Annotated in this window: 19 protein-coding genes; 5 read left to right on the plus strand and 14 right to left on the minus strand. The window is 70.7% G+C overall.

Annotated elements, in window-relative coordinates; translation table 11 throughout:
• The first annotated feature begins 104 nt into the window (after positions 1-104).
• Positions 105-1,421 (plus strand): MFS transporter, encoded by a 1,317-nt coding sequence (locus tag SB816_RS11575; protein WP_006385090.1) that lies wholly within the window; start codon positions 105-107, stop codon positions 1,419-1,421.
• A gap of 96 nt (positions 1,422-1,517) precedes the next feature.
• On the opposite strand, the gene SB816_RS11580 is transcribed toward SB816_RS11575, so the two are convergent.
• The 3 genes from SB816_RS11580 to SB816_RS11590 form a co-directional block, all read right to left on the minus strand.
• A complete protein-coding gene (locus SB816_RS11580; RefSeq protein ID WP_026384857.1) occupies positions 1,518-1,985 on the minus strand; it encodes a MarR family winged helix-turn-helix transcriptional regulator in 468 nt (155 codons plus the stop codon).
• A 93-nt stretch (positions 1,986-2,078) separates the two neighbouring features.
• On the minus strand, positions 2,079-3,269 hold the full coding sequence (locus tag SB816_RS11585; RefSeq protein WP_410547007.1) for an MFS transporter: 1,191 nt from the start codon (positions 3,267-3,269) through the stop codon (positions 2,079-2,081).
• Position 3,270: 1 nt separating this feature from the next.
• On the minus strand, positions 3,271-5,517 hold the full coding sequence (locus SB816_RS11590) for a TonB-dependent receptor (protein WP_410547008.1): 2,247 nt from the start codon (positions 5,515-5,517) through the stop codon (positions 3,271-3,273).
• A gap of 126 nt (positions 5,518-5,643) precedes the next feature.
• Here SB816_RS11590 and SB816_RS11595 point away from each other — a divergent pair, with 126 nt between their 5' ends.
• Positions 5,644-6,264: a TetR/AcrR family transcriptional regulator gene (locus SB816_RS11595; protein ID WP_336236276.1), complete on the plus strand. Its 621-nt coding sequence runs from the start codon at positions 5,644-5,646 to the stop codon at positions 6,262-6,264.
• Positions 6,265-6,365: 101 nt separating this feature from the next.
• Here the strand turns inward: SB816_RS11595 and SB816_RS11600 are convergent, their stop codons facing one another.
• Positions 6,366-7,910: an MFS transporter gene (locus tag SB816_RS11600; protein WP_336236275.1), complete on the minus strand. Its 1,545-nt coding sequence runs from the start codon at positions 7,908-7,910 to the stop codon at positions 6,366-6,368.
• A gap of 155 nt (positions 7,911-8,065) precedes the next feature.
• On the opposite strand from SB816_RS11600, the gene SB816_RS11605 reads away from it, so the two are divergent.
• Positions 8,066-8,941, plus strand: a complete 876-nt coding sequence (locus SB816_RS11605) for a LysR family transcriptional regulator (RefSeq protein WP_006385087.1) — start codon at positions 8,066-8,068, stop codon at positions 8,939-8,941.
• Positions 8,942-9,018: 77 nt separating this feature from the next.
• Here the strand turns inward: SB816_RS11605 and SB816_RS11610 are convergent, their stop codons facing one another.
• The 4 genes from SB816_RS11610 to SB816_RS11625 all read right to left on the minus strand — a co-directional run bounded on the left by SB816_RS11610 (position 9,019) and on the right by SB816_RS11625 (position 12,804).
• The gene (locus SB816_RS11610; protein ID WP_054502385.1) at positions 9,019-9,465 is read right to left on the minus strand and encodes a universal stress protein; all 447 of its coding nucleotides are present in this window, start codon (positions 9,463-9,465) and stop codon (positions 9,019-9,021) included.
• A 133-nt stretch (positions 9,466-9,598) separates the two neighbouring features.
• Positions 9,599-10,285: a GntR family transcriptional regulator gene (locus SB816_RS11615; protein ID WP_054502386.1), complete on the minus strand. Its 687-nt coding sequence runs from the start codon at positions 10,283-10,285 to the stop codon at positions 9,599-9,601.
• A 108-nt stretch (positions 10,286-10,393) separates the two neighbouring features.
• Positions 10,394-11,797, minus strand: coding sequence for a dipeptidase (locus SB816_RS11620; protein WP_410547009.1), 1,404 nt, complete (start codon positions 11,795-11,797; stop codon positions 10,394-10,396).
• 32 nt (positions 11,798-11,829) lie between these two features.
• Entirely contained in the window at positions 11,830-12,804 is a 975-nt protein-coding gene (locus tag SB816_RS11625) for a tripartite tricarboxylate transporter substrate binding protein (RefSeq protein WP_410547010.1), read from the minus strand.
• Positions 12,805-12,937: 133 nt separating this feature from the next.
• On the opposite strand from SB816_RS11625, the gene SB816_RS11630 reads away from it, so the two are divergent.
• Complete coding sequence (locus tag SB816_RS11630) at positions 12,938-13,852, plus strand: LysR family transcriptional regulator (protein WP_410547011.1); 915 nt, start codon at positions 12,938-12,940, stop codon at positions 13,850-13,852.
• A 212-nt stretch (positions 13,853-14,064) separates the two neighbouring features.
• The gene (locus SB816_RS11635) at positions 14,065-15,108 is read left to right on the plus strand and encodes a D-cysteine desulfhydrase family protein (RefSeq protein ID WP_054502447.1); all 1,044 of its coding nucleotides are present in this window, start codon (positions 14,065-14,067) and stop codon (positions 15,106-15,108) included.
• 60 nt (positions 15,109-15,168) lie between these two features.
• Here SB816_RS11635 and SB816_RS11640 read toward each other — a convergent pair whose 3' ends face one another.
• From SB816_RS11640 to SB816_RS11665, 6 genes are read right to left on the minus strand one after another with little or no spacing between them, the layout of a single operon-like run.
• On the minus strand, positions 15,169-16,155 hold the full coding sequence (locus SB816_RS11640; protein WP_054415546.1) for a tripartite tricarboxylate transporter substrate binding protein: 987 nt from the start codon (positions 16,153-16,155) through the stop codon (positions 15,169-15,171).
• Between the two features lie 60 nt (positions 16,156-16,215).
• A complete protein-coding gene (locus SB816_RS11645) occupies positions 16,216-18,195 on the minus strand; it encodes an acyl-CoA synthetase (RefSeq protein WP_410547012.1) in 1,980 nt (659 codons plus the stop codon).
• Positions 18,196-18,212: 17 nt separating this feature from the next.
• On the minus strand, positions 18,213-19,346 hold the full coding sequence (locus SB816_RS11650; protein WP_269874989.1) for an acyl-CoA dehydrogenase family protein: 1,134 nt from the start codon (positions 19,344-19,346) through the stop codon (positions 18,213-18,215).
• A 9-nt stretch (positions 19,347-19,355) separates the two neighbouring features.
• Positions 19,356-20,552 (minus strand): acyl-CoA dehydrogenase family protein, encoded by a 1,197-nt coding sequence (locus SB816_RS11655; RefSeq protein ID WP_054415542.1) that lies wholly within the window; start codon positions 20,550-20,552, stop codon positions 19,356-19,358.
• Positions 20,553-20,563: 11 nt separating this feature from the next.
• Positions 20,564-21,745: an acetyl-CoA C-acyltransferase gene (locus SB816_RS11660; RefSeq protein WP_175166899.1), complete on the minus strand. Its 1,182-nt coding sequence runs from the start codon at positions 21,743-21,745 to the stop codon at positions 20,564-20,566.
• A 25-nt stretch (positions 21,746-21,770) separates the two neighbouring features.
• Positions 21,771-23,891, minus strand: a complete 2,121-nt coding sequence (locus SB816_RS11665; RefSeq protein WP_410547013.1) for a 3-hydroxyacyl-CoA dehydrogenase NAD-binding domain-containing protein — start codon at positions 23,889-23,891, stop codon at positions 21,771-21,773.
• Between the last annotated feature and the right edge of the window lie 25 nt (positions 23,892-23,916).

The raw sequence follows: 23,916 nt of genomic DNA on the forward strand, positions 1-23,916 counted from the left end.
CGCGGTCGACCTTCGCATCCGCGAAGCCGGCCGTGCGCCGAACCGGGGCCCGACGCCTTTCCAGGCGCGGATCCCGCGCGCGGCACACAAAGGGAATCACGCATATGTCAGCTTCATTCATCACGGTGGAACAAGGCATCAAGACCGCCGGCGTCGGCAAGTTCCAGTACCGGCTGTTCATGATCTTCGGGCTGGTCTGGCTGGCCGACGCCATGCAGGTGCTGTCGATCGGCTTCAGCGCGCCTTCGATCGCCCGCACCTTCGGCATTCCGGTGCCCGAGGCCTTGCAGACCGGCACCGCGTTCTTCGTCGGCATGCTGATCGGCGCCTTCGCGTTTGGCCGGCTGGCCGACCGCATCGGCCGCCGCCCGGTGCTGATGATGGCCGTGGTCATCGACGCCTGCGCCGGCGTGGCCTCGGCCTTCGCGCCGGACTTCGCCTGGCTGCTGTTGCTGCGCTTTGTCACCGGCATCGGTGTCGGCGGCACGCTGCCGGTGGACTACACCATGATGGCCGAGTTCCTGCCGAGCGAACGCCGCGGCCGCTGGCTGGTGCTGCTGGAATCGTTCTGGGCCCTGGGCACCATCTGCCTGGCGCTGCTGGCCCTGGCCGCGCTGTCGTGGGGCGACGATGCCTGGCGCGTGATCTTCTTCGTCACCGGCCTGCCGGCGCTGATCGGCGTGGTGCTGCGCTTCTACATCCCCGAGTCGCCGATGTACCTGAACCGCAACGGCAAGTCGGGGCAGGCGCGCAAGGTGCTCGAACGCGTGGCCCGCGTCAACGGACGTCCGACCGACATCCCCGAGCTCAAGCCGGAACTGCATGAGCGCAAGCCGCTGTCGGCGCTGTTCTCGAACGCGCTGCGCCGCCGCAGCATCGCGCTGTGCCTGGCCTGGGCGCTGATCTCCATCGCCTACTACGGCGTGTTCGTCTACCTGCCGATCAAGCTCAGCAGCCAGGGCTTCGCCTTCATGCGCGGCCAGGAATTCCTGGTGCTGCTGGCGCTGGTGCAGTTGCCGGGCTTCGCGCTGTCGGCCTACGGGGTGGAGCGCTGGGGCCGCAAGCCCACGCTGGTCGGCTTCCTGATCCTGAGCGCGGTGGGTTGCATGCTGTACAGCCTGGGCACCTCCAGCTTCCTGGTGGTCGGCTCGACGCTGCTCATGAGCTTCGCGCTGCTGGGCACCTGGGGCGCGCTGTATGCGTTCACGCCCGAGGTCTATCCGACCGACCTGCGCGCCAGCGGCATGGGGCTGGCGGGCGCGGTGGCGCGTTTCGGCGGGCTGTTCGCGCCGGCCATCATCGCGCCCATCATGGCCACCCACTTCACGCTGGCGCTTGCGGTGCTGGCGGCCATGCTGCTGGCCGCGGCGCTGTCGATCCGGGCGGTCGACGTCGAGTCGCGCAACCGCGCGCTGGACTGATCCGTCAGAAGGGCGGCGCGCATCCGGGAGGACGCGTGCCGCTCGCACGCCGGAAGCCCGGACGCCGGACGCCCGGACGCCGGACGCCCGGACGCCTCATTCCCCGGCGTCGCCCTCGATCATCTTGCGCAGCAGGAATTCCAGCGCCACGCGCTCGGCGGGATTGAGCGTGCCATAGGTGCTTTCGGTGATCTGCAGGGCGAAGGGTTCCATTTTTCGCACCAGCTCCTGGCCCACCGGGGTCAGGTTGATCACCACCTTGCGGCGGTCGTGCGGGTCGTGGTCGACCCGCACCAGCTCGCGCTGCTTGAGCCGGTCCACCACGCCGCGCACCGTGGCCTGGTCGATGACCGTGGCCTTGACGATATCCGCCAGCGAACTGCCCTGGTTGTCACGCACCGAGCACAGCACGACGAACTGCGCCGCGGTCAACTGCGAGTCGGGGATGTACTGCTGGAACAGGGCGGTATGCCGTTGGTACACGCGCCGCAGCAGGTGTCCAATCTGGTCGGAGAACAAATAGCTGTCCTTGTCGGGGGCGGACTTGTTTTTCACATTTCGCATAAGCCTATCCGAAGCCATACCCTGGGTACGATGATCTATCTCAATGGGATGTCCGGAAGTTTACGGGGCTTGCCGCCTTTGTGCCGACAGGGATCAGGTTTTTCGCAGCGCCGCCATGAAGCAGGCCACGGCCAGCACCGCGCAGGCGGCCGCCAGCGCATAGAACGCAGGCCAGCCGACGAGGGCGATCAATGCCGGCATGCCCAGCAGCGCCAGCGTGCCGACGAAGCGGCCCAGGCCGTACAGCAGCGCGTAGTCGGTGGCGGCCTGGCCGCCCGCCGCCCAGCCCAGGATCAGGCCGCCCATGACGATGTACAGGCCGCTGACGCAGGCGCTGATCGCGATCGAGGCCCCGATGGCCAGGTCGGCGTGGCCGATGCGCAGGGCCATGACGATGGCCAGCGCGCCGGCCACGGTGGCCGCCAGCAAGGCCCACAGCAAGGGCCGCGGGGCGCAGCGCCGCAGCGCCGCCGGCAGCGCCAGGGCCATCGCCAGGTTGGCCAGCGGCGCGGCCACCCCCAACGCCCAGCCGATGCGGGCCAGCGGCACGCCCAGGTCCACCAGCATCAGCCGGTTCAGGTTGAACAGCGCCATCAGCGCGCAGGTGACCAGGCTGATGCGCAGCAGGCGCCCGGCCATGGCCGGTTGCCGCAGGGCGGCCCGCAGGCCCGGCCTTGCCTGCCGCGCCGCCGCTGGCGCGGCGTGGTCGGGCAGGCGCCAGGCCGGCAGCGTCGCGAACGCCATCAGGGCGGCCAGCAACAGCAGCGCGCCTTCCCAACCCAGGCGGGGAAACAGGCCGACCAGCACGCCGCCGCCCAGCACCGCGCCCAGCGACAGGCCGCCGACCTTGGCCGCCGATGCCGCGCCGCGATGGGCGTCGGCAATGTGCTCGACCGTCCAGGCGTCCAGCGCCACGTCCATGGTCGCCACCGCCAGCGTCGCGGCCAGGCCCAGCCCGAACAACGCGGCCAGCGGCAACGCGCCGCCCAGCGCGATCGCGGCCACCAGCAGCACCGCCAGGCCCTGCGCCGCCACGATCCAGCCGCTGCGCCGGCCCAGCCAGGGCAGGCGCCAGCGATCCACCAGCGGGGCCCACAGGAAGGTCACGCCGAACGGCAGGTACAGCGCGAATACCGGCGCCATCGAGGTCAGCGCATGGCCCTTGCCGCGCATGATCGGGCCGACGCCGCCCTGCACGAAGCCGAGCACCGCGCCAAGCGACACGTACAGGGCCGCGATGGCGGCCAGGCGCGCCCAGGGCGCGGCGGGTTGGCCGGTCCGCATGTCAGAACTTCCAGCTCATGCCGACGCCCGCCAGTCGTTCCTGTCCCAACCGCACAGAACTGACCGTGGGTCCCCAGCTCTGGCCCGCCACCAGATATCGCTTGTCGAACAGGTTGTAGACGAAGCCATAGATTTCCAGCGGCCCGTCGCGCCAGCCGGCGCGCAGGTTGACCACGTCGTAGGCGGGCAGGGTGAAGCTTTCCTTGACGTCGGCCGCGCGCGCGCCGACGTGCTGCCAGACGATCTGGCCGTTGAGCTGGCCAGGCAGGCCGAGCGGTCGCGCCGGCGCCTCGACTTCCACGCCCAGATTGGCGGTCAGGCGCGGCACATTGGGCACACGGTTGCCCGACTGGGCGCCAGTGGCGCTGCCGGCGGGCACCGAGACCAGTTCGGCATGGGTGTAGCCGGCGCCGCCGATCAGCTTGACGTTGGGATGCACGCGCGCCGCGAATTCCAGTTCGGCGCCCTTGCTGCGGTAGTCGAGCGAGGCGGGCGTGAACAGCAGGGCGGACGGGTTGAACACGATCAGGTGGCCGCGCTTGACCTCGTTCAGGAATACCGAGCCGTTCAGGTCCAGGCGGCGGTCGAACCATTGCGATTTGAAGCCCAGTTCGTAGGTCCAACTGGTCGAGGCCTCGAACGGCGTTTCCGGCTTGCCGGTCGGCGTGTTGACGGACACGCCGGCAAAGCCGCCCGAGACATAGCCGCGCGACACGGTGGCGTAAGTCATCAGCGCGTCGCTCCAGTCATACGACAGGCCGGTGCGGCCGGTGACGAAATTGTCGGACAGCGTGTCGTGCTGGCTGAAGTTGGCCACCACCGAGGGGTTGCCGTTGCCGGTGTAGCGGTAGCGCGCGTCCTTGGCCTCGTGCGTGTAGCGCAGGCCGGCCAGGGCCTTCAGTTTCGGCGTCAGCGGCACGCTGGCCTCGCCGAACAGCGAGGCGCTGTCGGTCTTGATGCGGTTGGCCTGGGTGCCGTTCTGGGTCTGGAAGTTGAACGCCGCCGGCGAGGCCTTGGCGGTGGTGTCGTTGCGGAAGCTGGAGTGGAAGTAGTTGGCGCCCACGGTCCAGCCCAGTGCGCTGGTTTCCGGCGAACTCAGGCGCAATTCCTGTTGCCAGCTCTGTTCCTGGAAGCGGATGTCGGCGTAGTCGGCGTAGGGCACGTTGTACACGGACGCGGGCCGGCCGGTCATCGCCGAATAGATCAGGCCGTCGGTCAGGTCGAAGGCCTGGCGCGAGCGCGAATCCAGGTAGCTGGTCAGCGAGGTCAGGGTGAAGTGCTCGAACTCGTGCTCGACCTTGACGCTGCCGCTGCTGTCCTTCCAGTCGATCTTGTTCTCGGGATCCGAGGCGGTCTGCGGAAAGCGCGGGTTCTGCAGCCACACGAAGCGCGGCGCGGCGGCCTTCTGCTGGTCGTACGACCCGGTGACCGTCACCACGGTGTTGGCGCCGGGCGTCCATAGCACCGTGGCGCGCGCCGCGCCCACGTCGGCCCAGCCGTCCTTGCCACCCGAAGCCAGGTTGGGGGTGGTCCCGTCCACCGTGGTGTAGCGCAGCGCCAGGCGCGCGGCCACGGTGTCCGACAGGGCCTCGTTGGCGATCAGTTCGCCCAGCCGGTGGCCGTGCGAGCCGATCTCGCCGCGCACGGTGTATTCGCGGTCGAACACCGGCTGGTTGGCGATCACGTTGATGGCGCCGCCCTGCGTGTTGCGGCCGAACAGCGTGCCTTGCGGCCCGCGCAGCACCTCGACCCGGTTCACGTCCAGCAGCGTCGGCGGCGCGCCGTAGACCGAGCGCGGCACGTCGTTGGCGTACATCACCACCGAGGTGTCGTCCGGCGACAGCGGCGCGAACGAGCCCACGCCCCGGATGGTGAAGACGTTGGAATTCTGGCCGCCCGTGTCTGTGAACGCCAGGTTGGGCGCCGAACGCGCCAGGCCGGCGTTGCCGGCCTGCGGCGCGGCGTCGGCGCGCAGTTGCTCGCCGTTCAGCACGGTCATGCCGATGGGCACGTCCTGCGCGCTTTCCTCGCGCCGGCGCGCGGTCACGGTGACGGCGGGCAGTTCCGCGGCGCCGGCCCCGGGCGGGTTGGAAGCGGCCTCCGACGCCGTCGTCGACGCCCACGCAGCGTCGGAGGCGGCTGCGGGAGGCGTTTGCGCCCGCGTTGAGAACGGGGCCAGGGTCAGCGACAACGCCAGCAGCAGGGGACGGCACAGGCGGCGGCGCGGGAGCGCGGGTGACGGGGGCAAGACAAACTCCAGGGTGGTTAATGAGAATTTGTCGCAATTCTATTGACTAAACGTTTGGTCAGTCAATTGATCAATGCGTTTCGCGCCCTTAACATGCCGGTTGCCGCAACGATGGAGACCTTCGGCATGACAGAGCTGCGCTCGCAATACACGACGCCCGACGCCCGCGACGTGATCCTGGAATCGGCGCTGACGCTGTTCGCCCGCCTGGGTTTCGACGGTTCGACCATGCGGCTGATCGCGCAGGAAGCCAAGGTCTCGCCCGGGCTGATCCACCATCATTTCAAGGACAAGGAAAGCCTCTGGTCCAAGGTGGGGGAATGCATCACCGAGGATTTCCTGGCCGCGATCGAGCCGATCACGCGCCAGCCCGTCACGGCGCGCACGGTGCCTGACATGGTGGGCAGCTATCTGCGCTACTGGAAGACGCACCCGGCCGCTTTGCGCTTCCAGCTTTGGCGCGTGATGGGGGCGCAGGAAGCCGAGCGCCGGGCGCGCTCCGAACGCCTGAACCGGCTGTTCGTGCCGGTCTTCGCGCAGGCCCAGAAAGCCGGCTTCGTGCGCGCCGACATTCCGGCGGGGCAGGCCATGATCACCACCGGCGCGCTGATCCAGTACTGGCTGCACAGCCACCTGGAAGTGGCCGACGCCATCGCGGCGGGCGGCGGCGCCATGCCGGACGAGGCGGCGTTCCTGGAGTACGTGTTGAGCCTGGTGGGGGCGCGGCGCCCGGGCGATACGGCCTAGGGGCCGTTCCTTTTCGTGATTGACAGGCCCGGGGTGCAGCGACCTTCCAACGCGTTTCGCACTGGTGCATGACGCCCGCCAGCCGGGCCTGCAACGGCGGATCAGCGCGGCGCGGGGGCGGACACCTTGGCGCCGCCACGCCAGCGGTTCACCAGCACCAGCAACGCGGTGGCCAGCAGCAGCACGGTGGCGGTGGCGATGACCGCCGCGTAGCCCGCGTCGAACGCGTCGCGGGCCAGCCGCGCCAGCGCGGCGCCTGTGTCGCTGGACAGGCCCTCGGCCACCACCAGCGCTTCGTCCAGGCTGTCGCGCGCCGCACCCGCCCCGGCTGCCGGCAGGCCGGCGGGCACGTCCAGCGTGTGCGCGTACACCCCCGACAGGATCGAGCCCATCAGCGTCACCCCCAGCGCGCCGCCCAGTTCATACGACACTTCCTCGATCGACGCGGCCATGCCGGCGCGCTCGGGCGTGGCGCTCTGCATGATGGTGCTGGACGCGGCGGTCATGGTGGCGCCGATGCCCACGCCCAGCACGCACAGGCTGGCGATCTGCGCCGCCAGCGCGCCGTCGTAGCTGAACAGGTAGCCGCCCATGCCCAGGCCGGACACCAGCAGCGAGACGAACAGCAGGCGCGCGCTGCCCACCTTCGGCAGCAGCCAGCCGGCCAGCGGGCCGGCGATGAACGCGGCCAGCGGCAGCGGCAGGATGTAGAGCGCGGCCTGGATCGGCGACATGCCCAGCACCAGTTGCAGGCGCTGGCTGAACACCAGCTCCATGCCGAGCAGCGCCGCCGCCGCGAACAGCGCCGAGGCCACCGCCGAACTGAAGCTGCGGTTGCGGAAGATGGCGAAGTCGATCAGCGGATGGGGCCGCGCGCGCTGGCGCCGGGCGAAGATGAACAGCATCGCGGCGCCGCCGGCGCAGGCCAGCGCGGCGTCCAGCCAGGACGGCTGGGCGCGGCCCAGTTCCTTGAGCGCATAGGCGGTCAGGATCAGGCCGACCATCACCTGCAGCGAGCCGACCAGGTCCCAGGGGCGCTGGCGGTCCGGCCGGCCGGCCGGGATGTAGCGGCGCGCCAGCGGCAGCGCCAGCAGCACGATCGGCAGGTTGATCAGGAACACCGAGCCCCACCAGAAGTGCTCCAGCAGGATGCCGCCGATGACCGGACCGAGCGCCGCGCCGCCCGAGGCCACCGAGGCCCAGACGCCGATGGCGATGGCGCGCTCGCGCTCGTCTGCGAAGGTCAGGCGCAGGATCGACAGCGTCGCCGGCATCATCATGGCCGCGCCCACCGCCAGTACCGCGCGCGCCGCGATCAGCGCCGCGGGGTGGGGCGAATAGGCCGCCGCCAGCGAGGCCGCGCCGAACACGGCCAGGCCCATCATGAACAGGCGCTTGTGGCCCAGGCGGTCGCCCAGCGTGCCCATGCCCAGCAGCAGCCCGGACACCACCAGCGCGTAGATGTTGACGATCCAGAGCTTGGACGAGGCCGTCACGCCCAGTTCGTGCGTGAGCCGAGGCAGGGCGGTGTACAGCACGGTCATGTCGACCACGATCAGCAATAGGGCGCTGGAAACGATGGCCAGCACCAGCCAGCGACCCGGCGCGGGCGCGGCGACAGCGGGCGAGGGATTGCGCTGCGTCATGCATTTACTCCTATAACGCCGGATATTTTCAATCTATGAAGCATGGATAAGAAGTTGGAATCCATCTATAAAATAGATGCATCGGTGGCGGCTCCGTCGCCCCGTGCGGCCGGCAACCGTTTTGAAGGCTTGCCTGGCCACCACTGGAGACAACCATGCACTGGACCCTGGAACAACTGCGGCACTTCGTGGCGGCGGCGGACGCCGGCTCGTTTTCGGCGGCGGCGCGCCAGGTGGGCCGGGCGCAATCGGCCGTCAGCACCTCGCTGGGGTTGCTGGAAGCGGACCTGGGGGTGGAGCTGTTCGACCGCTCGCGCCGCAATGCCACGCTGACCCGGGCCGGTGAAGTGTTGTTGCAGGAGGCGCGCGAGCTGTTGCGCCAGGCGGCGGGACTGGAGCAGCGGGCGCTGTCATTCGCGGCCGGGCAGGACGCGCACCTCAGCCTGGCGCTGGACGAGGCCTTGCCCGATCGGGTGCTGGGCGCGCTGGTGAAGGAGGTCTCGGCGCGCTTTCCCGCGCTGGAGCTGACCCAGTTGAACGGCACGGCCACCGAAGTGGCGGACTATGTCTCGCAGGGGCGCGCCAGCGTGGCGTTCCATTACGATCGCGGCGATCCGGGCGCGGCCTTCGCCCATCGCTACCTGGGCGACGTGGGACAGGGCATCTTCGTGGCGCGCGACCATCCGCTGGCCGCGTTGCCCGAAGTCACGCGCAACGATCTGGCGCGCCATCGTCAACTGGTGATGCGGATGGAGGGGGTGGAGGATGTGGTGATGAGTCCGTCGGCGTGGCGTTCAGACAGTTTCTACAGCATCGCCGCCATGGCCGTGGATGGCTTGGGCTGGGCCATTCTGCCGCTGAACATCGCCGAGTACGAGGGCTACCGCGAGGACCTGGCCAATGTGCCGTGCGTCGGCCTGTCGCTGCCGCCGTTGTCGGTGCGCACGCTCTGGCTGCAGGGCCGGACGCCGACGGCCACCGAGCGCTGGATCCAGGATCGCATGGAGCAACTGCTGCATCCGGCGGCCTGAGCGGGCCGGGGCGGCCGGGCGGCCGGCGCTGGCCGCCTGCGGAAGGCGACCGCGGCGGCGGCCCGAGCCCGGACCTGTCAGGCCTTCTTGCGATACACCAGCACCGGCGTGGTGGAGTGCGCCAGCACCTTCTGCGTCTGGCTGCCCAGCACCACGGCGGCCATGCCGCGCCGGCCGTGCGACGCCATGGCGATCAGGTCGCAATGGCGTTCGCGGGCGGTGTCGATGATGGCCTGGTAGGGATCCTCGTGGGTGGCGCGCAGCGTTTCGCAGGGCACGCCGGCCTCGCGCGCCTGGGTGGCGGCGGCGCTCAAGAGGCGTTCGGCCTGGGCGCGGATCTGGTCCTGGTAGTCGCTCAGGCTGTGGGCCACTTGCGCCGCGCCCATGGCGAAGACGTGGAAGGGCTCCTCGACGGTGAGGATGGTGGCCTTGGCGCCCAGCGACTTGGCCAGATCAAGGCTTTCGACCAGCGCTTCCGAGGACAATTGCGAGCCGTCCGTGGGAATGAGAATGTGCTTGTACATGGTGTCTCCCGTGTTTGTGCAGCGGCCGTCGCGACTTGCGACGGTTACGTAACACTGTATCGGTCGGGAGAGGGCGGCTACTTGAGCGGAATCAAACCTTGCGCAGGGTCAAACCGCCCCGCGCGGCCCCGCGTCAGCTCAACAGCGCCGCGACCAGGTCGCCGCCCGCGCGGTCGCTTTCGCTGAAATCGAGCGCCGTCTGCACGTGTTCCAGGTGCTCGTCCATCAGCGCGCAGGCGCGGTCGACGTCGCCGGCGCGGGCCGCTTCGATGAAGGCGTGATGCTCGCGCGATGAGCAACTGGCATCGTGCGAGCTCTGGTACAGCACGGTGATCACGGCGCTGCGCGCCGACAGCTCGCGCAGCATGCCGGTCAGCACCGAATTGCCGACGGCCTCGGCCAGCAGGATGTGGAAGTCGCCCAGCAGGCGGTTGCGGGCCTGCACGTCGCCGCTTTCGACCGCGGCGCGCTCCTGGGCCAGGTGGGCGTCGATGCGGCGGTAGTCGGCCGCCGTGGCGCGGGCGACGAACTCGCGCGCCAGCGCGGCCTCGAGGATGCGGCGCACCGCGTAGACCTCGCGCGCCTCGTTGGCGTCGGGCTTGCTGACGAAGGCGCCCTTGTCGGGCACGATGTTGATGAGCTTGTCCTTGGACAGCATCAGCAGGGCCGCGCGGATCTTGGTGCGGCTGACCTTGTAGACGCGCGCCAGCGCCTCTTCGCGCAGGCGGGTGCCGGGCGGCAGCCGGTGCGCCACGATGGCGGCGGCGATGGCCTTGGCGATATCGTCGGCGCTGGGATCGGCGGGAACTTCCTGGGTCATGAAGCGCGGGGCGGAAAGACTGTATGGGCAGCCAGTCTATCAAAATCCCGGGCTGGCAACATTTATTGCATACGAAAATTGTTGGAGCCGCTGCCTCGTCCGCCGCGCTCAGGCGCGGAACGCCGCCGGCTGATACTGGCCGAGCGCGTCGAGCAGCCGCGTCCAGGCCTGCACGCCCTCGCGGATCGAGCCGATGCGGAAGAACTCGTTGGGCGCGTGCACGTCCTCGTCCGGCAGGTTGAAGCCGAACATCAGCGTATCGATGCCGAGGGTTTCCTTGAACACCGACGTGATCGGCACGGAGGCCCCCAGCCGCACATGGATCGGATCGCGGCCGTCTTCGGTCCGCAGCACCGCCTGGGCCGCGCGCACCAGCGGATGGTCCGGCGCCAGCGTCGAGGCCGGCGAGCCGTCGTGCATCGCCACCACCTCCAGCGCGGCGCCGGGCGGGCAGTGCGCCCGCAGGTGCGCCAGGACCGCGCGGATCACCCGCGCCGGGTCCTGCCCTTGCACGACGCGCACGGTCAGCTTGGCCGACGCTTCGCAGGCGATGATGGTCTTGGTGCCGGCGCCGGTATAGCCGCCCCACATGCCGTTCACGTCCAGGGCCGGGCGCAGCGTGATGCGCTCGCGCGGGCTGTAGCCGGGCTCGCCATGGCTGGTCGCGCCCACGTCGTCGAAGAACGCCGCCTCGTCATAAGGAAAGGCGGCGGTGTCCTGGCGCTGGCGCGGCGTGGGCGGCGCGGCGTCGTCGTCGAAGCCGGCCACCGCGACGCGGCCATCGGCCGCATGCAGCGTGGCCAGCAGCGCGGCCATGTCGTGCAGCGCATTGCGCACGCCGCCGCCATAGCGCCCCGAATGCAGATCCTTGGCGGCCGTGCGCAACCGCACCTCCAGCGCCGCGTTGCCGCGCGCGCCGGTGTTGATGGTCGGCACCTGGGCGCTGGCGCGGCCGCCGTCGGCCGAGAGCACCGCGTCGGCGGCCAGCAGGGCGCCGTGGCGCTGGATCAGCGCGCGCAGCGTGGGGCTGCCGGTTTCCTCTTCGCCCTCGATGAACACCTTGATGTTGACCGGGCAACTGCGCAGCGTGGCCAGGAAGGCGAACACCACCTCCAGCGCCACCGTGGTCGACCCCTTGACGTCGGAGGCGCCGCGCGCATAGAGCCGGTCCCCGACCTGGGTCGGCTCGAAAGGCGGGGTGCGCCACAGTTCCAGCGGGTCGGCCGGCTGCACATCGTAGTGGCCGTAGATCAGCAGCGTGGGCTTGCCGGGCGCGCCCAGCCACTCGCCGTAGACGGCCGCCTCGCCGCCGCCCTCCAGCAATTGCACGTTGTGCAGCCCGTCGCGGCGCAGCCGCTCGCACAGGAAGTCGCGCGCCCGCGCCATGTGCGGGGCAAAGGCCGGGTCGGCGCTGACGCTGGGGATGCGCAGGAATGCCTTGAGCCAATGCGCGATCAGCGGCTGGCGCGCGTCGAGGTGCGCCAGCACCGGCTGGATGAGAGTGTCGGACATGCAGACTCCGTGGGAAGGAAGAGGGCGGCCGCTCATTCGGCCTGGAAACCGCTGCTGCGCACCAGTTCGGTCAGGCGCGCGGTCTGTTCGGCATAGAAGGCTTCGCTGGCGCCCAGGGTCTGCGGCTCGAACAGGATCTTGCCCTGTGCCAGCAGCGTCTTGCGCGCGGCGGGGTCGGCCAGCGCCGCCTCGACCGCCGCGTGCAGCTTCTGCGCCACCGCATCGGGCGTGCCTTGCTTGACCATGTAGGCGGTCCAGATGGTGTAGTTGAAGTTCTTCAGGCTGGCGCTTTCCTGCACGCTCGGCACGTCGGGCAGCATCGGCAGGCGGTCGCGGTTGAGGGTGCCGATGATGCGGATGCGGCCTTCGCGCCGCAGGTCCTCGTAATTGGCCTGATAGGGCACGATGGCGAAGTCGATCTGGCCGCCCGCCATGTCGGTCAGCATCGGCGAGGCGCCGCGATAGGGGATGTGCGTCAGCGTCAGGCCGGCGCGCTTGGAAAGCGCCTCGGTGATGAGGTGGATCATCGAACCCGCGCCGCCCGAGCCGTACGTCAGCGGCGCGCCGCCGCGCCGGGCCAGCGCCACCAGTTCATCGACGTTGGCCACGCCCAGCCCGGCGCGCGTCATCACCACGTAGGGCGAGGTGGCGACCGGCGCGATCATGCGGAAGGCCTCGGGCTTGTAGTGGACCGACTTGTTGGTCAGCCCGGCCAGGATCAGTTCGTTGGGCGAGCCCTGGAACACGTAGTAGCCGTCGGCCTTGGCGCCCAGCACGCGATTGGCGCCGAGCACGCCGTTGGCCCCGCCCAGGTTCTCGACGATGACCTGGCCGCCCAGCGCCTGGGTCATCGGCCCCTGCAGCGCGCGCGCCGTGATGTCGCTGGCGCCGCCGGCCGGATACGGCACCATCAGCGATACCGGCCGGGCGGGGTAGTCTTCGGCGGCGGCGGCGCCCGTGGCCAGCAGGGCGAGGGTGGCGACGGCGGATAACAGCAGTGTCTTCATCGGAGTCCCTTGGGTGTTGTGTGTTTTCCGGAATGCTAGAAGCGCTGTTTTCATCTGTCCAATCGATTGATTGGCTGATTACAATGCGTTTTATGCATGATCTTTCGCGGCGCGGCCGCGTCCCGGAGATTTCATGAATCTGTCGCAACTGGCTCATCTGGTGGCGCTGCTGGAGACCGGCTCGTTCACCCGCGCCGCGGAATCGCTGCACCTGTCGCAGCCCGCGTTCAGCCGCAGCATCCAGTTGCTGGAGGCCGAGCTGGGGGCGCCGCTGGTGGACCGCATCGGCAAGCGCAACGAGGCCACGCCGCTGGGTCGGCAGGTGGCCGCGCGCGCCCGCCGGGTGCTGGCCGAGGTGCACGAGATCCGGCGCGAGGCCGAGCTGCTGGCGCAGGGCGAGGCCGGCGCGGTGGCGCTGGGCCTGGGCGCCGCGCCCGGCGCGCTGTTGAGCGTGCCGCTGATGCGCCATGTGATGGACGCCTATCCGCGGCTGCGCGTGCGCCTGTCGCGCGGGCCGACCGACGCGCTGCTCGCCGGCCTGCGTGAACGCGCCCTGGACGCGCTGGTCGTGCACGTGCGCACGCTGGACGACGACGCGGACCTGGACGTGGCCGCCATGCCCAGCCTGGCGTCGGGCTTTGTCTGCCGCCCGGACCATCCGCTGCTGGCGGGCCCCGCGCCGTCGCTGTCGCAGGTGCTGGCGTATCCCGTGGTGTCCACCGGCCTGTCGCCGGAGATCCGGCGGCGCGTCGCGGCGGCGCGGCCGGACGGCTTCGAACTGCACATGGAAAGCGAGGACATCGCCGGCCTGCTCGATATCGCCGCGCGCTCCGACGCGCTCTATCTGGGCGTGCTGGCGTCGGCCGCCGGGCCAGTTGCCGAGGGCCGCCTGGCGCGCCTGCCGCCGCCGCCGGATTTCGACATCGCGGCGCATTTCGCCTTTGTCACGCTGCGCGGACGCAGCGAAAGCCCGGCCACCCGCATCGCGCGGGAGTTCTGCTTCGAGCAGATGGGGCGGGCCGCGCAGGGGGCGGCCGCCGAGGGCTAGGGCCGGCTCACACGGCAAGCAGCCTCGCGCAGGTCCGGGGAGGCGCCTCGCCGCGTCGACGACCCCTGGCGCGACGGATTCATGCCGCTTTGTGCACAATCGGCACGCCAGCCCTGATCAATCGCGCGGCCGTCTTGGCGTATCCTGCTGCGGTCGGCGCCTCGCGCCAGCGGCGCGCGCCGCCGGCCATGCCTTTCTCCCTGGAATTCCCCATGCCCACTGGCCTTTCGTCCGCGTTGCAGCGCTTTCCCCGTCATGCCTTGCTCGACGGCCCCACGCCGATCCAGCGCCTGGCCGGGCTGGAGGCGGCCCTGGGCGCCGCGGCCAACGGCGTGCGCCTGTACGTCAAGCGCGACGACCATATGTCGCTGGGCGGCGGCGGCAACAAGCTGCGCAAGCTGGAGTTCCTGCTGGGCGAGGCGCGCGCGCAGGGCGCCGATACCGTGGTGACGGTCGGCGGCCTGCAATCGAACCACGCGCGCCTGACGGCGGCGGCCGCGGCCCGCGCGGGCATGGCCTGCGAGCTGGTGCTGGGTCGGGTGGTGCCGCGCGACGACGTCGATTACGAGGAAAACGGCAACATGCTGCTGAACCGCCTGTTCGGGGCGACGGTGCATGCGCTGCCGGTGGGCGCCGATGCCATGGCGGCGGCGCTGGAGCGGGTGCGCGCGCTGGAGCTGGCCGGGCGCCGCGTCTACCTGGCGCCGCTGGGCGGGTCGACGCCCGTCGGCGCGCTCGGTTACGCCGCCTGCGCGCTGGAGATCCTGGCGCAGTCGCGTGAACTGGGGGTGGACTTCGCCCGCATCGTGGTGGCCAACGGCAGCGCCGGCACCCATGCCGGCCTGGCGGCCGGGGTGGTCGCGGCGGGCCTGCCCGCCAGCCGCGTGCAGTCGTTCACCACGCTGGCCGACGCGGAGGTCGCGCATGCCAAGACGGTAGACCTGACCGCCGCCACGCTGGCGCTGCTGGCGCAGGGCCAGGCGGACGACCTTGCGGCGCCGGCGCCCAACGACATCCTGGTCGATGGCAGCCAGCGCGGCCTGGCCTATGGCGTGCCCACGCCTGCCATGCTGGAGGCGGTTGGCCTGCTGGCGCGCAGCGAAGGGCTGCTGCTCGATCCGGTGTATTCCGGCAAGGCCTTTGCCGGCCTCCTGGCCGACGTGCGCGCCGGCCGCCACGCGCCGGGCAGCGACGTGCTGTTCGTGATGACCGGCGGCGCGCCCGGCCTGTACGCCTACAAGTCCGCGTTCCAATGAAAAAACGGGCCGGCCGCCGCGAGGCGCCCGGCCCGTCCAGGACGGAGCCTGGGGGCGGTGTCAGTCCTTGGCCATCAGCCCCAGGTACTCGATCAGCCCCTTTTCCTTGACGTAGGTCGCCTGGGCCCAGGCCTTGTAGTCGGCGCTGTCGCGGTAGGCGGGTTCCTGGTTAAGCTGTTTCATGACCTCGATGCTGGCCGGGTCGAACAGCGCCTTCTTGAAGGCGTCATGCAGCGTCTTGACCACCGCCGGGTCCATGCCCTTGGGACCGGCCAGGCCGTAGGGCGAGGTCGATACGACCTTGTAGCCCAGCTCCTGCGCGGTCGGCACGTCGGGCCAGCGCGTGGTGCGCTTTTCGCCGAACGTCACCAGCAGCCGCATCTTGCCCGAATCGACGAACTGGTCCCAGCCGGTGGCGTCGCTTTGCGCCATCACGTGGCCGCCCAACAGCGCCTGCTGCATGTCGGCGTTGCCCTTGTAGGGCACGTGGTTCAGCTTGACCTTGGCGTTGATGGCCACTTCCTCGATCAGCAGGTGGGGCGACGAGCCCACGCCGGTCGAGCCGTAGTCGATGGTGCCCGGGTGCTGGCGCGCGGCCTCGATGTACTCATTGAAAGTCTTGTAGGGCGAGTCGGCGCGCACCGTGAAGCCGAAGGTGTAGCCGGACAGGCCGATGATGAAGGTGAAGTCGTTGATCGGGTCCCACGAGGTCTTCTGCATGTACGGCATGCGCAGCATGGCCAGCGTGTACAGCGCGACGGTGTAGCCGTCGGGCTTGGCGGTGCGCGACATGGTCGCGGTGCCCAGCGTGCCGCCCGCGCCCGGGCGGTTCTCGACGATGACGGGCTGGCCCAGGTACTTGGATGCGTCCTGCGCGACGATGCGCAGGTGGCGGTCGGTGGAGCCGCCGGCCGGGAACGGCACGATCAGCGTGATGGGCTTGGTGGGAAAGGCGTTTTGCGCCGACGCCGCGGGCGCCAGCGCGCCGCCGGCCAGCGCCAGCAGCAGGGCGCCGAGGCAGGCGCGGCGCAGGGGTTGGTGGGCCATGGGGCTTGTCTCCGATGTGATTATGGTTTTGTGTGTCGTGGCTGTGTTGTGAGGCGCCGGTCAGCCGCGCAGGGCGACCTTGACCGGCAGTCGTTGCAGCGCCTCGCGCAACTGCTCCTTCAGCGGCGCGGGGGTGGCGGCGTCGGCTTCTACGGCGACGTCGGGCTGCGCGTCGGACAGCACGCGCAGCAGGGGACTGTCCGGCGGCAGGCCGGCCTGTTCGAGGACGCGCTCGACCACGGCGCGCGCCGAGACCGCCGTGGCCAGGCGGCGCAGGTCGGGCTTGTAGATCTTGCCGACGTTGGTCATGGGCATCTGCTCGAGCACGATGACGCGCTTGGGCCGTGCCGGCGCCTCGTCGACGTGGGCGGCGGCGTAGGCGATCAGCTCGGCCTCGGAGACCTCGGCATCGTCGGCCAGGGTCACGAAGGCGATCGGCAGTTCGCCCGCGTACGGATCGGGCGCGCCGACCGCGGCGCAGATGCGCACCGCCGGGTGCGAGGCCAGCGCATCCTCGATGGTCTTGGGATCGATGTTGTGGCCGCCGCGGATGATCAGATCCTTGGCGCGGCCCTGCAGGTGCAGGCGGCCCTCGCTGTCCAGGAAACCGACATCCCCGCTGATGAGCCAGCCGTCCTCGGTGAAGGCGCGCGCCGTGTCCTCGGGGTCGAGAAAGCCGGGGATGACGTTGGGCGACTTGAACAGCAGCATGCCTGCCTGCCCGGGCGGCAGGTCGCGCGCCGGCTGCCCGGCGGGCGCATCCAGGCCGACCACGCGCACCTGCACATAGGGCAGCGGAAAGCCCACGCAGTTGACCGGAAAGCGCGAGCCGGGCGGTGTGATCGAGGTGATGCCGGCCATCTCCGTCATGCCCAGGCTTTCGTTCACGTGCAGGCCGAACAGGCGCTCGAAGCGCGCCGCCAGCTCCGCCGGCAACGGCGCGGCGCCGGTGCGGCAGTAGCGCAGCGACGAGATGTCGGCGCCGTCCAGCGGGATCTCGGCCAGCGCCGCCAGGATGGTCGGCACGCCCTGCAGCGAGGTGGCCCGGTGGCGCTCGACCAGCCGCCAGTAATTGCGCAGCACCTCGCGGTTGCGCAGCAGCAGCGTGGTCGGGATCACGGTCTGCACGCCGGCCGACAGCGCCGCCAGCGAGGCCGGCAGCACGCCCGCCACGTGGAACAGCGGATAGCCGTTGATGACCACGTCGCCGGGTCCCGCGCCCTGCAACTGCACCGCCGCCCAGGCCGTGAAGACCTGGTTGGCGTGGGTGTGGATGGCCAGCTTGGGCGCGCCCGTGGTGCCGCCGGTGTGGAAGTAGGCGGCCACGTCGTCGGCGCGGATCACGCGGCCGCTGACCAGCCGGTCCGAGGGCTGGGCAGCGCGCGCGCTGTTGAAGTCGAGCGCGAAGTCGGGCAGCGCCGGGCGTTGCGACGGCGGCTCGTCGTGCGGCGCGACGCGCAGCAGCGTGCGCAATGTCGGCACCCGCTCGCGCAGGCGCAGGGCCTTGGACCAGGACTCGCATTCGGTGTCCGAGCCGTAGGCGATCAGCACCTTGGCGCCGGCGGCGGTCAGCAGCGAGGCCAGCTTGTCCTCGGTCAGCAGCGGGTTGAGCGGCTGCACGATGCCGGCGGCCTCGCCGCCCCACAGCGCCAGATGGTATTCAAGGCAGCCCGGCAGCAGCACGCCGACGGCGTCAGTCGGGCCGAGTCCCAGGCTGTGCAGCAGGTTGGCGGTCTGGTGGATGCCGGCCAGCAGCTCGTCGTAGCGCCAACTGATGGCCGGCTCGTCGGGATCGGCGTTGCGCAGGAAGGTCAGCGCGATGCGGTCGCCAAAGGCGGCGGCCGAGTTGCGGAAGATCTCGTAGGTGCTTTGCACCGTCAGCGTCTCGGCCAGCGGCCGGGCCGCCAGGCGGCGCACGTCGTCGATGGTGCGTACAGGGAACGGCGCGGCGAAGGGCTGGCCCAGGGGCGCGGCGTTGGGTGCATCGATGGGTGAGTCGATGGGTGAGTCGATGGGTCGGTCTGTAGGGGCCTGCGTCATGATGCCGTCCTCGCCGCTTACGCGCGCCCCAGCGCGATGTAGCGCCGCAGGTGGTGGTCCTCGTCGCCGAGCTGGTGGTCGATCATGACCAGCCGCTTGGCGTAGTGCGCCAGCGGCAGCTCCCAGGTCATGCCGATGCCGCCGTGCAGTTGGATGCTTTCCTCGGCCACCAGCGTGCCGATGCGGCCGATGGTGTACTTGGCGGCCGACAGCGCCCGTTCGCGCGTGGCGCGGTCGGGGTGGTCGAGCGCGGCGGCGGCGTTGATGACCGCCGAGCGCGCCTGCTCGATCTCCAGCAGCACGTCGGCCATGCGGTGCTGCAGCGCCTGGAAGCTGCCGATCGGCACGCCGAACTGGCGCCGGGTGCGCAGGTATTCCAGCGTGGCGTCGCGGACGCAGTCCATCGCGCCCACGGCCTCGGCGCACAGCGCCAGGATGCCGCGGCCGGTGGCGTGTTCCAGCAACGCATGGCCGGCGCCGGCCTCGCCCAGCAGGCTGTCGGCGCCCAGCGCCACATTCTCGAACGTGAGTTCCGCGGCGCGGCCGCCGTCGATCAGGTCGTAGCCGCGCGCCGTCACGCCCGGCGTGCCGGCGCTGACCAGGAACAGGCTGATGCCGGATTCGTCGTCCTCGGCGCCGCCGGTGCGCGCCGACACCAGGAACAGGTCGGCATGCTCGCCCCCCGTCACCACGGCCTTGGCGCCGTTCAGCGCCCAGCCGTCGCCGCTGCGCTCGGCGCGGGTGCGCACGTCGTTCAGGGCGTAGCCGGAGGTGGGCTCGGCCGCGGCCAGTGCGGCGGTGATGCCGCCCGCGATCAGGCCGTCCAGCGCCTCGCGCTGCGCCGGGCTGCCGGCGCGGGCGATGGCGCTGCCGACCATCAGCGCGTCCAGGAAGGGTTCCAGCACCAAGCCGCGGCCCAGTGCCTCGAACACCACGCTGATGTCAAAGCCCGCGCCGCCCAGCCCGCCGTGTTCCTCGGCGAACAGCGCGCCGATGGCGCCCAGTTCGGCATACCGGCGCCAGAACTCGGGGTTGTAGCCCTGCGCCATCCTGGCGTGGCGTTCGCGCGTGGCGAAGTCGTATTGTTCGGCGACAAAGCGGCGCAGCATGTCGGACAGCATGCGCCGGTCTTCGGTGTGTTCAAAGTTCATGGCCGGCCTTTACAGTCCCAGGATCATCTTGGAGATGATGTTCTTCTGGATTTCGTTGGAGCCGCCGAAGATCGACAGCTTGCGGTTGTTGAAGTACTGCGCCGCGGCGCTGTCGGCGCCTTCCGGGCCGATGGGCGCGGCGTCGTAGCCGTCGTGCAGGGCCTCGGCCACGAATGGGCGGGCGTAGGGCCCCATGGCGCGGCGGTTCAGCGCGGTGATCTCCTGGCGGATCTGGGTGCCGCGGATCTTCAGCATCGAGCTTTCGGCGCCGGGCGCGCCGCCGCCGGCCACCGCCGCCACCACGCGCAGGTTGGTGGTGCGCATGTTGGCCAGTTCGATCTCCACCCGCGCCAGGCGCGCGGCGAAGTCGGGATCCTCGGCCAGCGGGCGGCCGTTCTTCTTCTGGCTGGCGGCCACCGCCTTCAGGCGTTCCAGCGCGGCGGTCGACTGGCCGACGCCGGCGATGTTGGTGCGCTCATAGGTCAGCAGGTATTTTGCGCAGGTCCAGCCGCGGTTTTCCTCGCCCACCAGGTTCTCGACCGGCACCCGCACGTCCGAGAAGAACACCTCGTTGACTTCATGCTCGCCGTCCAGCGTGATGATGGGGCGCACCTGCACGCCCGGGCTGGCCATGTCGATCAGCAGGAAGCTGATGCCTTCCTGGCGCCGGCCCTCGTTCGAGGTGCGCACCAGGCAGAAGATCATGTTGGCGTACTGGCCCAGCGTGGTCCAGGTCTTCTGGCCGTTGACGACGTAGTGGTCGCCGTCGCGCACGGCGGTGGTCTTGACCGAGGCCAGGTCCGAGCCGGCGCCGGGTTCGGAATAGCCCTGGCACCACCAGTCCGAGCCGTCCAGGATGCGGGGCAGCCAGTGGCGCTTCTGCGCCTCGTTGCCGTACTTGATCAGCACCGGCCCCAGCATGCTCAGGCCGAAGGGCACGATGCGCGGCGCGCCGGCCAGCGCGCACTCGTTGTCGAAGATGAACTTCTGCGTGGCGCTCCAGCCGGTGCCGCCGTATTCCACCGGCCAGTGGCTGGCGAGCCAGCCCTGGCGGTTGAGGATGGCGTGCCACTCGACCATGTCGGCGCGCGCCAGCAGCTTGCCCTGCGTGACCTTGGCCGACAGCCGCGCCGGCAGGTTGGCGGCCAGGAAGGCGCGGACCTCGTCGCGGAAGGCGTTTTCTTCGGGGGTGAATTCCAGATCCATCGGGCGATTCCTCAGTAGATTTCGAACAGGCCGGCCGCGCCCATGCCGCCGCCCACGCACATGGTGACGACGGCGTAGCGCGCGCCGCGGCGGCGGCCTTCCAGCAGCACGTGGCCGGCCAGGCGGGCGCCGGTGACGCCGAACGGGTGGCCCAGCGCGATCGAGCCGCCGTTCACGTTCAGGCGCTCCATCGGGATGCCCAGGCGTTCCTGGCAGTACAGCGCCTGCGAGGCGAAGGCTTCGTTCAGTTCCCACAGGTCGATGTCCTCGACCTTCAGGCCGTGGCGCGCCAGCAGCTTGGGCACCGCGTAGACCGGGCCGATGCCCATTTCATCGGGCTCGCAGCCGGCGATCGCCAGGCCGCGGAACGCGCCCAGCGGGCGGATGCCGGCGCGCTGCGCCTCGGCCGCTTCCATCAGCACGCAGGCGGCGGCGCCGTCCGACAGCTGCGAGGCGTTGCCGGCGGTCACGAACTGGTCCGGGCCGCGCACCGGCGCCAGCTTGGCCAGCGCCTCGTAGGTGGTGCCCGGGCGGTTGCAGGTGTCGTGGTCCACCGTGACCTCGCGTTCCGACACGGCGCCGGTGGCACGGTCGGTGACGGCCATGGTGGTGGTGACGGGGATGATCTCTTCGCGGTAGCGGCCGGCGGCCTGGGCGGCCTCGGTGCGCGCCTGGCTCTGCGCGGCGAAGCGGTCCTGCGCCTCGCGGCTGATGCCGTAGCGCGCGGCGACGATGTCGGCGGTCTCGATCATGGGCAGGTACAGCTCGGGCTTGTTGGCCACGATCCACGGGTCCATGCCGCTGACGCCGTCGTCGCGGGTGCGGATCTGCGACACCAGCTCGACGCCGCCGGCGAGCATGGCGGGCGCGCCGTCCATGACGATGCGCGCCGCGGCCGAGGCGATGGCCTGCAGGCCCGAGGCGCAATAGCGGTTGACGGTGGCGCCGCCGACGCTGACCGGCAGGCCGGCGCGGATCACCGCCTGGCGGCCGATGTTGCGGCCGGTGGCGCCCTCGGGGTAGCCGCAGCCGATGAAGGCGTCCTCGATCAGGGCGGGGTCGATGCCGCTGCGCTCGACCGCGGCGCGCACCGCGTGGGCGGCCAGGGTCGGCCCGGCGATCAGGTTGAATTCGCCGCGCTGCGCCTTGGTGATGGGCGTGCGGGCGGTGGAGACGATGACGGCTTCGCGCATATCGGTTTCCGTTGAATGAGTGGGGTCAGGCGGCCTGGTTCAGGCTGGCGAAATCGCGGCCGGATTCGGCCAGTTCCACCAGCAGCGGCGACGGCTTCCAGAACGCGGGGTCTTCCTTGGCAAAGGCGCGGATGTCGGCCAGCACGTTGGCCAGCCCGACGCGGTCGGCGTAATGCATCGGCCCGCCGCGATAACGCGGAAAGCCGTAGCCCGACAGGAACACCATGTCGATGTCCGAGGGCCGCAGCGCGATGCCCTGGTGCAGCACGTTGGCGGCCTCGTTGATCATGGCCGCCAGGTAGCGGCGCTGGATGTCCTCGGCGCTGAACGGGCGCGGCGTGATGCCGGCGCGCTGGCGCTCGGCGTCGATGATCGCCAGCACTTCCGGATCGGGCGTGCCCTGGCGGGCGCCATCCGGATACAGGTAGAAGCCGCGGCCGGTCTTCTGGCCAAACCAGCCGCGCTCGCACAGGCGGTCGGGAATCTGCACGTAGCGCAGCGCCGGGTCGCGGGTGGCGGCGCGGCGCTTGCGCGTGGCCCAGCCGATGTCGCCGCCGGCCAGGTCCACCATCTGGTACGGACCCATGGGATAGCCGAAGTCGCGCACCGCCGCGTCGATCTCGTAGGGCGAGGCGCCGTCCTCCATCATCATGTCGGCCGCCTGGCGGTGCACCGCCAGGATGCGGTTGCCGATGAAGCCGTCGCAGACGCCGGCGCGCACCGGGATCTTGCGCAGGCGGCGCGCCAGCTCGAAGCCGGTGGCGACGGTGTCGGCGGCGGTCTGGCGGCCCACCACCACCTCCAGCAGCTTCATGATGTTGGCGGGCGAGAAGAAGTGCAGGCCCAGCACATCGGCGGGGCCGCGCGTGGCCTGGGCGATGCGGTCCACGTCCAGGTAAGAGGTATTGGTGGCCAGCACCGCGCCCGGCTTGGCGACGCGGTCAAGCTGCGCGAACACCGCCCGCTTGACGTCCATGTCCTCGAACACGGCCTCGATGATCAGGTCGGCTTCGCCCAGCGCGGCATAGTCGGTGGCGCCGGTGAAGCGCGCCAGCCGGGCGGCGCGCTCGTCGGCGCTCATGCGGCCCTTGCCGACCAGCAGGTCGTAGACGTGTTCGACCCGCTGGCGGCCACGCGCCAGCGCGGCCTCGTCCTGTTCCACCATGACCACCGGCAGGCCCGCGTCCAGCACCGCCACGGCGATGCCCGCGCCCATGGTGCCGCCGCCGATCACGCCGACGCTGTCGAGCCGGCGCGGCTTGGCCTGCTTCAATTCAGGGATCTTGGCGGTCTCGCGTTCGGCGAAAAAGGCGTGGATCAGGCCGGCGCGCTGCGGGCTGTCCAGGCATTGCAGGAACAGCGCGCGCTCGGCGCGCAGGCCCTCGTCGAAAGGTTGTTCGACGGCGGCGCGCACGGCGTCCAGGATCTTCGCGGGCGAGAACAGGCCGCGTGTGCTGGCGGCGATGCGCTGGCCGGCGGCGTCGATCGCGGCCAGCGACGCGGCCTTGTCGGCCAGCGCCTGGCCGTCGCGGCTGCGGCGCGGCTTGGCGCCCTGCGCCAGCAGGCGCCGGGTGTAGTCCAGGCCGGCGGCCAGCGGGTCGGCGCCGCTGGCCAGTTCATCGGCCAGCCCGGCCGCGACGGCGGCCTGCGCCGTCATCGGCTTGCCCGACAGCATCAGGTCCAAGGCCGCGGCCGCGCCGATCAGGCGCGGCGTGCGCTGCGTGCCGCCGGCGCCGGGCAGCAGCCCCAGCGTCACTTCGGGCAGGCCCAGCCTGGCGTTCGGCAAGGCCACGCGGTAATGCGCCGCCAGCGCTACTTCCAGCCCGCCGCCCAGCGCGGCGCCGTGCAGCGCGGCCACCACCGGCTTGGCGCAGGCTTCGATCTGATTGCACACGTCGGGCAGGGCGGGCGGACGCGGCGGCTTGCCGAATTCGCGGATGTCGGCGCCAGCGATGAAGTTGTTGCCGGCGCCGGTGAGCAGCACGGCCCGCACCTGCGGGTCGCCGCCGGCCTGGTCGATGGCGCGCGCCAGGCCCGCGCGCACCTCGGCGCTCAGGGCATTGACGGGGGGATGATCGATGGTGACGACGAGGACGTCGCCGTCGCGGCGCGTGTGAACGGCGCCGGCGGGTGCGCTGGCTGTCATGGGACAGTGTCTCCGGTAGGGTCGC

Source organism: Achromobacter sp. SIMBA_011 (genome assembly GCF_046535435.1).
GTDB lineage: Bacteria > Pseudomonadota > Gammaproteobacteria > Burkholderiales > Burkholderiaceae_B > Achromobacter > Achromobacter dolens.

What these genes read in the sequence shown, in the direction of transcription:
- SB816_RS11625 (WP_410547010.1), bottom strand. Translation starts at nt 12,804, where the DNA reads ATGAAGACACTGCTGTTATCCGCCGTCGCCACCCTCGCCCTGCTGGCC.
- SB816_RS11635 (WP_054502447.1), top strand. Translation starts at nt 14,065, where the DNA reads ATGCCCACTGGCCTTTCGTCCGCGTTGCAGCGCTTTCCCCGTCATGCC.
- SB816_RS11645 (WP_410547012.1), bottom strand. Translation starts at nt 18,195, where the DNA reads ATGACGCAGGCCCCTACAGACCGACCCATCGACTCACCCATCGACTCA.
- SB816_RS11605 (WP_006385087.1), top strand. Translation starts at nt 8,066, where the DNA reads ATGCACTGGACCCTGGAACAACTGCGGCACTTCGTGGCGGCGGCGGAC.
- SB816_RS11585 (WP_410547007.1), bottom strand. Translation starts at nt 3,269, where the DNA reads ATGCGGACCGGCCAACCCGCCGCGCCCTGGGCGCGCCTGGCCGCCATC.
- SB816_RS11660 (WP_175166899.1), bottom strand. Translation starts at nt 21,745, where the DNA reads ATGCGCGAAGCCGTCATCGTCTCCACCGCCCGCACGCCCATCACCAAG.
- SB816_RS11615 (WP_054502386.1), bottom strand. Translation starts at nt 10,285, where the DNA reads ATGACCCAGGAAGTTCCCGCCGATCCCAGCGCCGACGATATCGCCAAG.
- SB816_RS11665 (WP_410547013.1), bottom strand. Translation starts at nt 23,891, where the DNA reads ATGACAGCCAGCGCACCCGCCGGCGCCGTTCACACGCGCCGCGACGGC.
- SB816_RS11575 (WP_006385090.1), top strand. Translation starts at nt 105, where the DNA reads ATGTCAGCTTCATTCATCACGGTGGAACAAGGCATCAAGACCGCCGGC.
- SB816_RS11650 (WP_269874989.1), bottom strand. Translation starts at nt 19,346, where the DNA reads ATGAACTTTGAACACACCGAAGACCGGCGCATGCTGTCCGACATGCTG.
- SB816_RS11600 (WP_336236275.1), bottom strand. Translation starts at nt 7,910, where the DNA reads ATGACGCAGCGCAATCCCTCGCCCGCTGTCGCCGCGCCCGCGCCGGGT.
- SB816_RS11580 (WP_026384857.1), bottom strand. Translation starts at nt 1,985, where the DNA reads ATGCGAAATGTGAAAAACAAGTCCGCCCCCGACAAGGACAGCTATTTG.
- SB816_RS11655 (WP_054415542.1), bottom strand. Translation starts at nt 20,552, where the DNA reads ATGGATCTGGAATTCACCCCCGAAGAAAACGCCTTCCGCGACGAGGTC.
- SB816_RS11630 (WP_410547011.1), top strand. Translation starts at nt 12,938, where the DNA reads ATGAATCTGTCGCAACTGGCTCATCTGGTGGCGCTGCTGGAGACCGGC.
- SB816_RS11610 (WP_054502385.1), bottom strand. Translation starts at nt 9,465, where the DNA reads ATGTACAAGCACATTCTCATTCCCACGGACGGCTCGCAATTGTCCTCG.
- SB816_RS11640 (WP_054415546.1), bottom strand. Translation starts at nt 16,155, where the DNA reads ATGGCCCACCAACCCCTGCGCCGCGCCTGCCTCGGCGCCCTGCTGCTG.
- SB816_RS11595 (WP_336236276.1), top strand. Translation starts at nt 5,644, where the DNA reads ATGACAGAGCTGCGCTCGCAATACACGACGCCCGACGCCCGCGACGTG.
- SB816_RS11620 (WP_410547009.1), bottom strand. Translation starts at nt 11,797, where the DNA reads ATGTCCGACACTCTCATCCAGCCGGTGCTGGCGCACCTCGACGCGCGC.